At 63.1% G+C, this 13847-nt stretch carries 12 protein-coding genes; 6 read left to right on the top strand and 6 right to left on the bottom strand.

Features of this window, described 5'->3' with window-relative positions:
- The first annotated feature begins 10 nt into the window (after nt 1–10).
- Genes ASU23_RS20920 through ASU23_RS20900 form a run of 5 tightly spaced genes read left to right on the top strand, consistent with a single transcriptional unit; the run spans nt 11 to nt 4600 of the window.
- Nucleotides 11–688 (top strand): phosphonatase-like hydrolase, encoded by a 678-nt coding sequence (locus ASU23_RS20920; RefSeq protein ID WP_058038635.1) that lies wholly within the window; start codon nt 11–13, stop codon nt 686–688.
- Nucleotides 689–713: 25 nt separating this feature from the next.
- Nucleotides 714–1763, top strand: a complete 1050-nt coding sequence (locus ASU23_RS20915; RefSeq protein WP_003942754.1) for a 2-aminoethylphosphonate ABC transporter substrate-binding protein — start codon at nt 714–716, stop codon at nt 1761–1763.
- A 2-nt stretch (nt 1764–1765) separates the two neighbouring features.
- On the top strand, nt 1766–2941 hold the full coding sequence (locus ASU23_RS20910) for an ABC transporter ATP-binding protein (protein ID WP_058038634.1): 1176 nt from the start codon (nt 1766–1768) through the stop codon (nt 2939–2941).
- Nucleotides 2938–3840, top strand: a complete 903-nt coding sequence (locus tag ASU23_RS20905) for a 2-aminoethylphosphonate ABC transporter permease subunit (protein WP_042450795.1) — start codon at nt 2938–2940, stop codon at nt 3838–3840. The genes ASU23_RS20910 and ASU23_RS20905 overlap by 4 nt, the downstream gene beginning before the upstream one ends.
- Nucleotides 3815–4600, top strand: a complete 786-nt coding sequence (locus ASU23_RS20900) for an ABC transporter permease (RefSeq protein WP_058038633.1) — start codon at nt 3815–3817, stop codon at nt 4598–4600. The genes ASU23_RS20905 and ASU23_RS20900 overlap by 26 nt, the downstream gene beginning before the upstream one ends.
- Nucleotides 4601–4655: 55 nt before the next feature.
- Here the strand turns inward: ASU23_RS20900 and ASU23_RS20895 are convergent, their stop codons facing one another.
- Complete coding sequence (locus ASU23_RS20895; RefSeq protein WP_042450797.1) at nt 4656–6278, bottom strand: AMP-binding protein; 1623 nt, start codon at nt 6276–6278, stop codon at nt 4656–4658.
- Nucleotides 6279–6456: 178 nt separating this feature from the next.
- Here ASU23_RS20895 and ASU23_RS20890 point away from each other — a divergent pair, with 178 nt between their 5' ends.
- Entirely contained in the window at nt 6457–7266 is an 810-nt protein-coding gene (locus tag ASU23_RS20890; RefSeq protein WP_058038632.1) for a LuxR C-terminal-related transcriptional regulator, read from the top strand.
- Nucleotides 7267–7270: 4 nt separating this feature from the next.
- Here the strand turns inward: ASU23_RS20890 and ASU23_RS20885 are convergent, their stop codons facing one another.
- The 5 genes from ASU23_RS20885 to dxr all read right to left on the bottom strand — a co-directional run bounded on the left by ASU23_RS20885 (nt 7271) and on the right by dxr (nt 13730).
- Nucleotides 7271–9085: a penicillin-binding transpeptidase domain-containing protein gene (locus ASU23_RS20885; protein ID WP_042450801.1), complete on the bottom strand. Its 1815-nt coding sequence runs from the start codon at nt 9083–9085 to the stop codon at nt 7271–7273.
- A gap of 69 nt (nt 9086–9154) precedes the next feature.
- Nucleotides 9155–9991, bottom strand: coding sequence for a GNAT family N-acetyltransferase (locus tag ASU23_RS20880; RefSeq protein ID WP_003942692.1), 837 nt, complete (start codon nt 9989–9991; stop codon nt 9155–9157).
- 111 nt (nt 9992–10102) lie between these two features.
- Complete coding sequence (gene ispG, locus ASU23_RS20875; protein WP_007734888.1) at nt 10103–11260, bottom strand: flavodoxin-dependent (E)-4-hydroxy-3-methylbut-2-enyl-diphosphate synthase; 1158 nt, start codon at nt 11258–11260, stop codon at nt 10103–10105.
- Nucleotides 11261–11347: 87 nt separating this feature from the next.
- Nucleotides 11348–12565 (bottom strand): RIP metalloprotease, encoded by a 1218-nt coding sequence (locus ASU23_RS20870; RefSeq protein ID WP_007734886.1) that lies wholly within the window; start codon nt 12563–12565, stop codon nt 11348–11350.
- Between the two features lie 7 nt (nt 12566–12572).
- On the bottom strand, nt 12573–13730 hold the full coding sequence (dxr, locus tag ASU23_RS20865; RefSeq protein ID WP_003942815.1) for a 1-deoxy-D-xylulose-5-phosphate reductoisomerase: 1158 nt from the start codon (nt 13728–13730) through the stop codon (nt 12573–12575).
- Nucleotides 13731–13847: the final 117 nt, after the last annotated feature.

Below are 13847 nucleotides of genomic sequence, written 5' to 3'. Positions count from 1 at the left end.
AAGACTTCTCATGTCTCCGATCACCCTTGCCGTTCTCGACATGGCCGGCACCACCGTCGCCGACGACGGACTGGTTCTTCGCGCCTTCGCTGCCGCCGCTGAAGCCGGCGGACTGCCCGCCGAAGGCCCGGAAGCCGACGCCGCTCGCCAGTACGTCCTCGACACGATGGGCCAGTCGAAGATCGTCGTGTTCCGGGCGATCTTCGGTGACGAAGACCGCGCCCAGGCCGCGAACGCCGCCTTCGAAACCACGTACGACTCCCTCATCGACCAGGGCCTGGCCGAGCCGATCCCCGGCGCCGAGCAAGCCATCACCACTTTGCGCGAGGCCGGCATCAAAGTTGCCTTGACCACCGGGTTCAGCCGATCGACGCAGGACAAACTCCTCGTCGCGCTCGGCTGGGAAACCCTCGCCGATCTCACCCTCTCCCCCGCCGAGGCCGGTCGCGGTCGACCGCACCCGGACCTGATTCTGGCTGCCCTGCTCAAACTTTCGATCGACGACGTCCACCAGATCGCCGTACTCGGCGACACGTCCAACGACGTGCTCAGCGGCATTCGTTCCGGCGCATCCATCGTCGCCGGAACTCTGACCGGCGCACACGACGAGCAACAGCTTCGCGACGCCGGAGCCACCCACATCGTCCCGTCCGTGACGGAGTTCGCCGAACTCCTCACCCACTCCTGATCTCACCTCCGAAAAAGGAATCGTCATGCGTCTACGCCCGAGCATCGCTGCGGCCGCTCTCGCCGTGTCCGTCCTTTCGTTCACCACTGCCTGCGGTGGCACCGGCACTGCTGCCGGATCAGACACCGAGACCGTCACCGTATACAGCGCCGACGGCCTGTCCGGTTGGTACAAGGGAAGATTCGACGCCTTCACCGCGCAGACCGGTATCGCCGTCAACCTCGTGGAAGCCGGATCCGGCGAGGTCGTCTCCCGCGTCGAAAAGGAGCAGTCCAACCCACAGGCAGACGTGATCATCACGCTGCCCCCGTTCATCCAGAAGGCCGACGCCCAAGGTCTGCTCGAGCCCAGCGGAATCGACACCTCCGCCGTTCCTGCCGACGAGAAGGACGACGCCGGCAAGTACGTACCCGTCGTCGAGAATTACCTCTCGTTCATCGCCAATCCGACTGCATCACCCGCCCCACAATCTTGGGACGATCTGCTCACTGACCAGTTCAAGGGCAAGTTGCAGTACTCCACGCCCGGCCAGGCCGGCGACGGTACCGCGGTGCTCTTGCTGCTCCAGCACCTGATGGGTAAGGAAGGAGCACTCGACTACCTCGGAAAGCTCCAGGCCAACAACGTCGGACCCTCGTCTTCCACCGGAAAGCTCCAGCCCAAGGTCAGTAACGGAGAGCTGCTGGTCGCCAACGGTGACGTCCAGATGAACCTCGCCTCCATCGCCGACGACGGATCGAAGTTCGACATCTTCTTCCCCGCTGGAGCCGACGGCACTCGCACCACCATTGCACTGCCCTACGTGATGGGCCTCGCCAAGAGCGCACCGAGCAGCGAACAAGCCAAGAAGTTGATGGAGTTCCTGCTCTCCGAAGAATCGCAGAAGACCGTCGCCACCGATGCACTCGGCGTATCAGTCCGCGAGGACGTCCGAAGCGCTGCCGGAGAATCCACCGACAAGAACACGCCTTCCGGAGTTCTGCAGGGCGTGAATGTGTGGACCCCGAACTGGAACGACGTCCTCAGCTCGCTCGACGCCGACATCGCCGCTTACCAGAAAGCCACCGGGAGCTGATCATGGCAAGAACCAGACTGGGGCGGACGCTCCCCGAGACCGTCGGTGTTCACGGAGCGATCGAACATTCTGCTCCGGCCATCACCTTCGATCGCGTCAACGTCGCCTACGGCCGCGGGAAGACCGCAACCCATGCACTCGTCGATTTCAATCTACGAGTGGCGCCGGGTGAAACTGTGGCACTGCTGGGGCCCAGTGGATCCGGCAAGTCGACCGCTCTGAAGGCCCTCGCGGGATTTGTCCGCCCCACGTCCGGTTCCGTCAAGCTCGGCACCCGAGACATCACCAATCTGCCTCCCGCACAACGCGGTATCGGCGTCGTCGTTCAGTCGTACGCTCTCTTCCCGCACATGCGAGTATCCGAAAACGTAGCCTTCGGACTCCGAGCCCATCGCGTGCCGCGGTCGGAGATCGGCCCTCGCGTGGCCGAAGCCCTCGACATGGTCGGGATGTCGGCGTACGGAAAGCGGCTTCCCCGTGAACTTTCCGGCGGTCAACAGCAGCGAATCGCCATTGCCCGAGCGTTGGCAATTCGCCCTGGAGTACTCCTCCTCGACGAACCACTGGCCGCCCTGGATGCTCAACTTCGCGAGAGCATGCTCGGCGAACTGGCGAGACTGCGCGCAGCACTACCTGACACAGCCATGCTCTATGTGACGCACGATCAGAGTGAAGCCCTGGCGCTGGCAGACCGAATCGCAGTGATGCGCAACGCCACACTCGCGGACATCGACACCGCTGAGGCCTTGTGGAAACGTCCGCCGTCCAGCTTCACCGCGGCGTTCCTCGGGGGTGCCAACCTGCTGCCCTGCACCGTCACACGCGTCATCGGCACCTCCGCGCTGGTCTCGATCGGTGGCACGCCGTTCACTGCTCACGCCCCGCAGCCCGAGATCGGGCACATCGAATGGGAGTCCGACATGGACGCCTACCTGTGTGTTCGTCCACACGCGGTAGCCGTAACCGGCCTCGGCGCACGAGGATCATTCCCGGCGCGCATCGTCTCGAGCGTCTGGCGCGGTTCCACGACGCGTCTGACGCTGGCTGTACGTGGCCTCGACGATGTCCGCGTCGACGCGGATGTTCCAGGGCACGACGAACGACCGGTCGACACCGAAGTGGGCGTCGTCCTGCCCACGGACGGCAGTGTCCTGGTTCCGGCGGATCGCCACCCATGACGACAACCCTGGAACGCCCCGAAACCGCTGCGCCCCAGCACAAAGACCCGATCGCGTGGCGCCGGATCGGCTGGACGCTGCCACCACTGCTTCTTGTCCTCGTGTTTGCTGTCTATCCCACTGCGCGTGTCCTCACGGAATCTCTGAGCACCGCAGATGGCACCGGGTTGTCCACGTGGTCTTCGGTGCTCGGTTCGGAACTGTTCAGAACCGCGCTCTGGCGGACCATCCAAATCGCCGTGGCGTCGACCCTGGGTTGCCTGATCCTGGGAACCTTCCTCGCCTTGGTGCTGGCCTTCGTTCCGTTCGCCGGATCCAAGGTGGTGGGGCGATTGATCGACACGGTGCTCGCCCTGCCGTCTTTCCTGATCACGCTGGCGTTCACGTTCCTGTACGGGACAGCCGGCGCCGTCAACGCCTTGATCGTCCGCATCACCGGCGATGCGAGCGGCCCACTGAATTTCCTCAACACTCCGTTCGGTGTGATCGCGGCCGAAATCACTTTCTTCACACCCTTTGTCGTGCGTCCGCTATTGGCAGCGTTCACCCAGATTCCGCGTGAACAACTCGACGTGGCAGCCAGTCTCGGCGCGTCACCCGTCCGAGTTCTGCGGCAGGTGGTGATGCCGGAAGCGTGGCCGGCCCTCCTGGCCGGTGGATCGCTCGTACTTCTGATGACACTGAATGAATTCGGCATCGTGCTCTTCACCGGGGCTAAAGACGTCGTAACTCTTCCGGTCCTCATCTACACCCGCGGGATTGTCACCTTCGACTTGCCCGGCGCGGCAGTGATCGCGACGGTCCAGGTCGCACTCTCACTCGGCCTGTACTGCCTCTACCGATTCACCTTCAACAGATTGATGGGAGGCAGCCGTGCTGCTGTGGACACGAAGCTCTAGGGCCCTCGTACTCGGATTCTTCACCCTGGTCGTCGCGGTGGTTTTCGTCGCGCCCATCGCCACCGTCGTCGCGGCTGCCTTGGCCGGATCGTGGACCGGTCCACTCCCGTCGAATCTCGGCGGCAAGAACTTCTCCACGGCGCTGTCCGATGAGCACTTCGCCAGCCTGATCGTCAGTTTGCAGACTGCATTCATCGCGGGGGCATTGGCATTGATCGTCGGAACGTGGGCCGCGCTGGCCTCGCGTGAGGCACCGATGTGGCTGCGGCGCATCACCGATGCCGTATTCCATTTACCGATTGCGGTTCCGTCGGTCTCGATCGGCTTGGGTCTGCTCATCACTTTCAACGAGCGCCCGCTACTGCTCGGCGGCACCAAGTGGATCGTGATTCTCGCTCACACGGTTTTGGTGCTTGCCTTTGCCTTCAGTTCCGTATCGGCCGCGCTCGAACGGCTCGATCCCGCCTACCGTCAAGCTGCCGAATCACTCGGCGCCGGCCCGGTGCGGGTGCTGACACGGGTAACGCTACCGCTGCTGCTCCCAGCGTTGGGTGCGGCCGCCGGGCTTTCCATCGCACTGTCGATGGGTGAGCTGGGCGCAACGGTCATGGTCTACCCGGCGACATGGAAGACCTTGCCGGTCAGCATCTTCGGACTCACCGACCGTGGCCAGGTATTTCTTGCCGCAGCAAATACGACACTGCTGCTCGCAGTCACCCTGGTCGCCCTCATGGTGGTCGGCAGAATTCGTCGGCGCTGACCTTGCTGTGCGCCTTTATTAACCGCCGGGGGTTAATAAAGGCGCACAGCAGGGTTTATCCCTTCCTCAAGATGTACCGCTGAACCTTGCCACTCGGGGTCTTGGGCAGGTTCGGAACAAAGTGCACTGTGCGCGGGTATGCGTGCGCTGCAAACTTCTTCTTCACCAGGGTTTGCAGTTCCTTCTCGAGTTCGTCGTCACCGTCGACACCTTCGCGAAGAACGACGAACGCCTCGAGAACCTCACCACGCAACTCGTCGGGCATGCCCACCACGGCGGCCTCGATGACGTGCTCGTGCATGACCAGCACGCTCTCGACGTCGAAGGGACCGATGCGGTAGCCCGCCATGATGATGACGTCGTCGTCGCGCGAGGAGAAGAAGAAGAATCCGTCCTCGTCCGTCATTCCCGCATCACCGGTGATGTACCAGCGGCCGTCTTCGCTGAATCGCTGCTTCGTCTTCTCCGGCGCATCGACGTACCCGGTGAACCACATCAACGGGCTGTTGTGAGTATCGATCGCCACGCGGCCCTGAGTGCGGGCCGGTGCAATGTCATCCGAATTGTCTTCCAGCACAGCGGCAGACCAACCCGGCAACGGACGACCCATGGATCCGGGACGGACATCGTCGCGAAGTCCGTCGGCCCAGGCGTTGACGATGAACATGCCGTGCTCGGTCTGGCCGTAGTGATCACGGACCTCGACGCCCAACGAGTTCTTCGACCACGCAACAACATCCGGAGTCAAGGGCTCACCGGCCGAGGAAGCGCGGCGCAGCGAGATGCCTTCCGGAACCGGCGCCTTGTCGGCACGCAGACTGCGGTAGACGGTCGGAGCGGCGGCAAAATTGGTGACACCGAACTTCTCGATGATCTGCCACGTCAGCGGCGCGGAGAATCCGGCGTGCAGCAGAAGGCTTCGCGTGCCGGCGGCAAGCGGGCCGAGCAACGCGTAGTACAGCCCGTACGCCCAGCCCGGGTCTGCGGCGTTCCAGAACACGTCGTCCTCTCGGACGTCGAGGCCGAACTCCTGGTAGGCGTGGAACGACGCGAGCGCACGCACCGGTACCGGCACGCCCTTGGGTGTTCCCGTGGTGCCACTGGTGAACAACTGCACCATCGGTGCATTTCCGCCGACGGCCTGAGCAGCGCCCTTCGCGTCTTCGGCATCCTGAGCTGCGACAAGTGCGTCGAAGTCCAACTCGTCACCGGCCGCGCCGCCCGCGACGATGACCTGCCACGCTGCGTCGGCGGGGATGTCCTCTCCCGGCGCGAGCTTCTCGAGCTGATTGGCGTCGGAAATGACGACCTTCGCACCGCTGGCCGTCAAGCGGAATGCGATGGCGGGCGAGGCGAATGCCGTGAACAACGGCACGTGGACCGCGCCGCGGCGCCAGATCCCGAGGAGCGCGACCACGAGATCCGCTGACTTGCCCATGAGAGTCGCTACGTTGTCACCCGGCTCGACTCCGAGGTCCGCCAGAGCTGCTGCGAAACGCGCCGACTGCTCACGTAGATGACCGTACGTGAGGTCCACCGAGCTAAGGTCTGCCTCGACGACGGTGAATGCAACGCCATCCGCGGGATGCCGATCGCAGAGCAATTCTGCGGCGCTGGCATGCGGGGTGTCGTACTGGTCCAGCAGCTCGCGCACCCGTGCGGTGGGATCGGTGCTCATCAACTTGCTCCTTATCGATCGTCGTATGGTTGGCCCGACCGGTTACGTGGGCGGCTCGTCATACGTACTGTTCACCCCCTATGATCTAGCTCACAAGAGAACTTCACTACCCCCAGAAAGGGGTACCTGCGTGAACCGACATGCTTCGTCACTTCTGCGCCCCCGCGACGGGGACGCAATGCGAGGTGAACTCCGCACAATCGCAGCTCAGGGCGTTGTTCCCGTGCTGTTCGGAGGCGAGGTCCAGGACGGAACCCTGCACCTGAGCGAATTCGTCGGCACCCGCACCAACAACCTCAAGGGCTTGGCCATCCCGCCGCGCTCGGGCATGGGCGGACGCGTCGTAGCCCAGGGTTCACCGATCACCGTCAACGATTACGGCAATTCGCAGTCCATCACTCATCACTTCGACCGTCCTGTTCTCAGCGAGGGCCTGCATTCGATCATCGCCGTTCCGGTCATGGTTTCGGGAAAATCGCGCGCTGTGCTCTACGCCGCGATCCGCGATTCCGCTCCGTTGGGTGACCGCACAGCAGACGTCATGGTCGGCGCATCCCGGCGTCTCGGGATGGAGTTCGCCATCCGCGACGAAGTCGATCGTCGCCTGCAACTACTGCAGGCCGCCGCCGCGACTACCGCCGACGGTATGTCTTCGGAAGAGATCCGCGGAGTCCACGCCGAACTACGCAGTGTCGCCCAGACCGTCACCGACACCGACTTGCAGACCAAACTCCGCGGACTCTCCCAGCGTTTGGCCAACCTGCTGCGTCCTACCGCCGACGCCGAATCCGAAGTCACGCTCACCCCGCGTGAAGTGGACGTTCTCTCTCAGGTCGCACTCGGCTGCACCAACATCGAAGCCGGCCAACGGCTTTCCCTTCGCCCGGAAACAGTCAAGAGCTATCTGCGAAGCGCGATGGGAAAGCTGGACGCGAGCTCACGCCACGAAGCCGTGGTGACCGCCCGGAGGTTGGGACTGCTCCCCTGACGGGTCAGTAGCCTTCAGGCAGGGCGGTGAGCATGTCGCGGGTGACTGCGACGGCGTTGTCCGAACTTCCGCCCCGCACAACCAGAGTCGCGAAGGCCAGGTTCCCGCGATAGCCGACGAACCACGCGTGCGATCCCCCTTCGACCTCGGCTTCACCGGTCTTGCCGTACACCTCACCCTGATCTTCGACGCGTTCTGCAGTACCGCTGGTGACCACGAGTCGCATCATGCCGCGCAGGCCGTCGACCATGGCGGGCGAGATCGCCGGGCGCTCACCGTCGATGGTGGTTTCGCGCCCTGAAATCAGTTGCGGCACCGGAGTCGAACCGTTCGCGACCGTCGCCGCTGCCATCGCCATTCCGAACGGACTGACCACGACCTTTCCCTGACCGAACCCGTCTTCGGTCCGCTGCACCAGGTCCGACGCCGGCGGCACCGAACCGGAATCGATCGGCAATCCCACCACGTTGTAGTCCTGGCCGATGCCGAACTGCGCTGCGGCAGTGGTCAACGTGTCTGGTTGCATCTCGCTGGCCAGCTTGGCGAAGGACGTGTTGCACGAACGCGCGAAGGCCGTTGCCATCGGCACCGTGCCGAGTGAGAACTCGTTGTAGTTGGGGACGCTGCGCTCACCGATCTCGATCCGGCCCGGGCAGGGCACCATCGTGTCGGGGGTCGCCTGACCGGTCGAAATTGCGGCGCCTGCCGTGATGATCTTGAACGTCGAACCGGGCGGGTACTGACCCATCGTCGCGACCGGTCCGTCGCGGTCTGCTGCCTTGTTCTGTGCGACAGCCAGGATCGCCCCACTCGACGGTTCGATGACTACCATCATCGCCTGATCCTTGTTCACGTTCACGGCACGCTGAGCAGCGATCTGAATGTTGCGATCCAAACTGATACTGAACGACGGAACAGGTTGCGGCGCAGTCTCGGTCAGCACATCGGTGTCGACGCCGTTCTGGTTGACCGTGACGACACTCCAGCCGGCTTTGCCGTCGACCTCGTCGATGATCGTCTTCTTGATCTGCCCGAGAAGGTCCGGCGCGAACTCCGGGTCCGTCGAGACGAGATCCGATTCGTCCGAGACAGATACTCCCGAGATGGCTCCCAGTTGCGCCGATACCTGGTCGTAGTCGTCACTGCGCAGGCGGGTCACCAGATAGTCGCCCTTGACGGCCGTCGAGGATTCGGCGATCGATTGACCCGTCAGCGAAGAATCGAACCGACCGAGAACACTTGCGAGATTGTTTGCGGAACCGATGATGTCGTTGCTCTTGGAGCGATCGAACTTCACTCGGTAGACAATTCCCGGCACCAGGACATCCGTGCCCGAATGCTCGTTGACCCGCGCTCGCGGCGCCGCGGTTGCCCGCAACGACATCGTCTGCTTGTCACCGAGGCGCGGGTGAACGTCCGTCGAACTCCACCGGACGGACCAGTCGCCGTCCTTGCGTCCCATCTGCAGCTCGCCGTCGTACGTCCACACGCGGTCTTTCGGAAGGTGCCACTCGTAGGTGTAGCCGACCGTCGCTGTGTCACCGTTCATCTTCACCGACGTGGTCTCGGCAGTCATCGACTCGGCCTGGAGCGCATCCCAGGTGTCACTCAATACAGGACCCGCGGAGTCAGGCCGGTCCGTCAGTTTTGCTGCCTCGTCGATATCCCTGTCACCGAACGCACTCAGGAACTGCTGCGCGACGGGCTCGGGGCCGGCGGGTTTCGGAGTACACGAACTGATCCCCACCGCCAAGAAAATCACGGTGCAGGAGGCCAACAGTTGGGCCGAGCGACTACGAGAGAAATGCCGAGTGTTCATCGAGCCCCATAGTAGGGCGACAAATGCTCCACCCAGCGTAGGCGCGACCATTGCACGCAGCTTGTACGGTCAGTCGAGCAGCACCGTCGAGAAGGTCGCGACCTGTCGGAACCCCACCCGCGAATAGGTCGACCGCGCAATCGTATTGAAGCTGTTGACGTACAGGCTCGCAATGCGACCGGTCGCCATGATCGACTCCGCTACAGCCGCTGTACCGGTCACGCCGAAGCCCTGCCCACGAAATTCCGGGTTGACCCACACACCCTGGATCTGGCCACAGCGAGCAGACATCGAACCGACCTCCGCCTTGAAAACGACCTGGCCGTCCTCGATGTGCGCCCACGCTCGACCAGCGGCGATCAGGCTAGCGACACGGTGCCGGTATCCGCGCCCACCGTCGTTGGCACGCGGGTCGACTCCGACCTCTTCGATGAACATCGCGATCGCGGCAGGCAGATAGATCTCGAGTTCGTCCGAGCGAACCTGCCGGACCAGTGGATCCGACGGGCACGCCAGCGGCTCGGAAACCGCGAGCAACGGCTGTTCGGGGCGAACCTCCCGCGCAGTTCCCCAGTCGAGCTCGAGCATCTCCCACAGCGGCAACGCCAATTCGGCGCGGCCGACCACCGACGAGCACATGCGCGGAATCCGACAGGCACGGTCGGCGAATGCCCGAATGTCATCCGGATCGCCTCGAAGCGGAACCAGGTTCGCCCCGGCAAAGCACAGTGAGGACAACGGCCCCCCTCGACTCCACAGCTCGCCGTGAATCATTCGTGGGTCGACGCCGCATTCTTCGACGCGCGCGGCAATCATGCAGGCCGCCACCGGATCGGCGTCGAGTACCCGTCGGACGTCTTCGAGATCTCGACTTCCGACCTGCTTGGCTCCGAGGAGTTTGAGCATCCGTCAACCCCCTCGACTCGACTGCGCGTCCACGAATATCACTACCCGATCATGATGCACTCAGATTGCCACGAACCTGACACCGACGGGGAAGATTCATCCGGCAATCACTCAACTCACGGTGACGACCGGCGCACCCTCCGAGGCGTCACCCTCCATGCTTTCGGCAATTTTCATCGCCTCTTCGATCAACGTCTCGACGATCTGTGCCTCGGGCACCGTCTTGATGACCTTGCCCTTGACGAAGATCTGGCCCTTGCCGTTGCCGGACGCCACACCGAGGTCGGCCTCACGCGCTTCGCCCGGTCCGTTCACAACGCAACCCATGACTGCCACGCGCAGCGGGATCTCCATGCCTTCGAGGCCGGCAGAGACCTCGTCGGCAAGGGTGTAGACATCGACCTGTGCACGGCCACACGAGGGGCAAGAGACGATCTCGAGCTTGCGGGGACGCAGGTTCAGAGACTGCAGAATCTGGTTACCGACCTTGATTTCCTCGGCCGGCGGGGCCGAGAGCGAAACCCGGATCGTGTCGCCGATACCCTCCGCGAGCAGCGCACCGAAGGCGACCGCGGACTTTATCGTGCCCTGAAACGCCGGCCCTGCCTCCGTGACGCCGAGGTGCAACGGGTAATCGCATTTGGCGGCGAGTTGGCGGTAAGCCTCGACCATGATCACCGGATCGTTGTGCTTGACGGAGATCTTGATGTCACCGAAGCCGTGCTCTTCGAACAACCCGGCCTCCCACAGCGCGGACTCGACCAACGCTTCGGGCGTCGCCTTGCCGTACTTCTCCATCAACCGAGGATCGAGCGATCCCGCGTTGACACCGATACGGATCGGAATGCCTGCGTCACCGGCAGCCTTGGCCACCTCTTTGACACGGCCGTCGAATTCCTTGATGTTGCCCGGATTGACGCGCACCGCAGCGCATCCCGCATCGATTGCCGCGAAGATGTAGCGCGGCTGGAAGTGGATGTCGGCGATAACCGGGATCTGGCTCTTCTTCGCAATGATCGACAAAGCGTCCGCGTCTTCCTGACGCGGGCAGGCGACACGAACGATGTCGCAACCGGACGCGGTCAGTTCCGCGATCTGCTGCAGCGTTGCATTGACGTCGTGCGTCTTCGTGGTGCACATGGACTGCACCGAGATGGGGAAATCGCTGCCCACACCTACCGTGCCGACCTGCAGCTGCCGTGTCTTGCGTCGAGGAGCAAGAATCGCTGCGGGTGCCGAGGGCATTCCCAGTCCGATAGGGATGGTCACGTCTGTGCCTTCTTTCATAGCTTCACTGCAAGTTTAGCCGGGCGATCGCCGCACTACCGCGCGGCAACCGTCACCCTTCTCACACGGTCAGAAGATCTTGATCGGATTGACGATGTCAGCCGTGAGTGTCAGCAACATGAACGCGCCACCGATCACGATGAATACGTAAGTAATCGGAAGGAGTCTGGTGTAGTCGACCGGGCCGCCGGGAATCAAGCCTCGGCGGGCGCGGAACCAATCACGGATCTTCTCGTAGAAGACCACCGCGATGTGACCGCCGTCGAGCGGCAACAGCGGCAGAATGTTGAAAACACCGAGGAAGAAGTTGATCGATGCGAGCAGTCCGACGAACGTCGCCCACTGTGCACGGTCCGCCGCTTCACCGCCGATCACGCTGGCACCAACCACGCTGATCGGTGTGTCCTGGGCGCGTTCGCCGCCCGTGATCGACTCCCACAGAGCCCCCACCTTCGACGGAATGTCAGCCAACGCCTTTACCGAGTCGACCATGATCTGGCCGGTGAAGTCGAAGGCCGCCGGAACAGCAGTGAGCGCGTTGTACTCGATCAGATTGCTGACACCCTCAATTCCGACAGCGCCTACCTTTGCCAGTTCCGGCGTTGTGCTGCCGTCTTTGGCTACGTAACGCTCAACCGGCGATACGTCGACCGGAACTTGAACAGTCTCGTCGCCGCGCTCGACTGTGAGCGTGACTGTCCCGGACTTGTCGCGGATCGCCGCGGAAACCTTGGCGAAAGTGTCCGTCGGTTGACCGTCCACCGCGACGATCCGATCGCCGGCAGCAATTCCGGCTGCCTCCGCCGGGCCGGTACCGGTGCAATCCGCGAGTTTCCACCCCTGATCCTGTCCGAGCTGCGTCGGAGCAACACACGTCACGCCCTTGACAACAGGCGGTGCCGGCTCCGTACTGGTTCGACCCCAACCGAGGAGCAATGCGTAGATCAGGAGGAACCCGAGAATGAAGTTCATCGCGATACCGCCGGACATGACGACGACGCGCTTCCACGCCGCCTTCTTGTACATCGCGTGCGGCTCTTCTTCAGGCGTCATCTCGTCGAGGGCCGTCATGCCCGCGATGTCGCAGAATCCGCCCAGCGGCAGCGCCTTGAGGCCGTACTCGGTCTCACCTCGACGGAACGAGAAGATTTTCGGTCCGAAGCCGATGTAGTAGCGGCGAACCTTCATTCCCAAAGCCTTGGCCGTCCACATGTGACCGGCTTCGTGCAGGGCGATGGACACGCCGATGCCGAGGGCAAACAGCACTACGCCCAGTGCAAAAACCATGAAAGCTCTAGCCCTCCTGCTTCACGAGCTGACGCGCTCGTGTGCGTGCCCAGCCGTCTGCGGCCAGAACGTCGTCCACGGTAACCGGTTCTGCGGACCATTGACCTGCATCGTCGAGAACAGCAGCCACCGTGCGGACGATCGCCGGGAAGGAAATGACACCGTCGAGGAATGCCTGAGCCGCCACTTCGTTGGCCGCGTTGTAGATCGCGGTGAAGCAACCTCCGGATTTGCCTGCGCTTCGCGCCAGATCGACGGCGGGGAACACCGACGAATCGAGCGGCTCGAATTCCCAGGTGGAGGCGGTGGTGAAGTCGCATGCCGACGCCGCACCTTCGATGCGGTCCGGCCAGCCGAGAGCGAGAGCGATCGGGAGCTTCATGTCCGGTGGACTCGCCTGTGCCAGCGTCGATCCGTCGAAGAAGGTCACCATGGAATGCACGATCGACTGCGGATGCACGGTGACGTCGATGCGGTCGTAGTCGATCCCGAACAGCAGGTTCGTCTCGATCAACTCGAGGCCCTTGTTGACCAGAGTTGCCGAGTTGAGGGTGTTCATGGGGCCCATCGACCAGGTGGGGTGCGCACCTGCCTGAGCCGGATTCACACTTTCGAGATCCTCGGCGCTCCAGCCACGGAACGGCCCACCCGAAGCGGTGAGAACCAACCGGGCCACTTCGTCGCCTGTTCCACCACGTAGGCACTGGGCAAGCGCCGAATGCTCCGAGTCGACCGGCACGATCTGACCGGGGGCGGCGGCTTTCGTCACCAGAGCTCCGCCGGCGACAAGCGATTCCTTGTTCGCCAGCGCCAGGCGCGCTCCCGAGTTCAAAGCCGCCAGTGTCGGTTCGAGTCCCAACGAACCGACGAGCGCATTGAGGACAACATCGGCACCGCTGTCCCGAACCAGTTCTGTCACGGCGCTCGGTCCCGAACGGGCGGTTACCGATTCCAGCGCCGATGCCGCTGCAGGATCGGCGACGGCGACGTCCGTGACGCCGGTTGCACGAATCTGTTCGGCCAACAACTCGACGTTGTTGCCGCCCGCTGCAAGACCGACTACTTCGAAACGGTCGGGGTTGGCAGCGATGACCTCCAGCGCTTGGGTACCGATCGAACCGGTACTGCCGAGGAGGAGGACGCGGGTACGTGTGGTTTCCTGCACTCGCCCATTGTTCCTGATAACACCTGAGAACAACCTTATCGACGCCCAACTACGTACGACAGGCAGTCGTATGTCACCATATTGGGCAGTAGTGCAACCGAATGAGCAGGAGGATCG

The organism is Rhodococcus sp. KB6 (assembly GCF_001445685.1).
Taxonomy (GTDB): Bacteria; Actinomycetota; Actinomycetes; order Mycobacteriales; family Mycobacteriaceae; genus Rhodococcus_F; species Rhodococcus_F qingshengii.
Note: the sequence above shows the minus strand (reverse complement) of the source record. Positions and strands in the feature narration are given on the sequence as shown.

What these genes read in the sequence shown, in the direction of transcription:
- ASU23_RS20920 (WP_058038635.1), top strand. Translation starts at nt 11, where the DNA reads ATGTCTCCGATCACCCTTGCCGTTCTCGACATGGCCGGCACCACCGTC.
- ASU23_RS20915 (WP_003942754.1), top strand. Translation starts at nt 714, where the DNA reads ATGCGTCTACGCCCGAGCATCGCTGCGGCCGCTCTCGCCGTGTCCGTC.
- ASU23_RS20910 (WP_058038634.1), top strand. Translation starts at nt 1,766, where the DNA reads ATGGCAAGAACCAGACTGGGGCGGACGCTCCCCGAGACCGTCGGTGTT.
- ASU23_RS20905 (WP_042450795.1), top strand. Translation starts at nt 2,938, where the DNA reads ATGACGACAACCCTGGAACGCCCCGAAACCGCTGCGCCCCAGCACAAA.
- ASU23_RS20895 (WP_042450797.1), bottom strand. Translation starts at nt 6,278, where the DNA reads ATGAGCACCGATCCCACCGCACGGGTGCGCGAGCTGCTGGACCAGTAC.
- ASU23_RS20890 (WP_058038632.1), top strand. Translation starts at nt 6,457, where the DNA reads ATGCGAGGTGAACTCCGCACAATCGCAGCTCAGGGCGTTGTTCCCGTG.
- ASU23_RS20885 (WP_042450801.1), bottom strand. Translation starts at nt 9,085, where the DNA reads ATGAACACTCGGCATTTCTCTCGTAGTCGCTCGGCCCAACTGTTGGCC.
- ASU23_RS20880 (WP_003942692.1), bottom strand. Translation starts at nt 9,991, where the DNA reads ATGCTCAAACTCCTCGGAGCCAAGCAGGTCGGAAGTCGAGATCTCGAA.
- ASU23_RS20870 (WP_007734886.1), bottom strand. Translation starts at nt 12,565, where the DNA reads ATGGTTTTTGCACTGGGCGTAGTGCTGTTTGCCCTCGGCATCGGCGTG.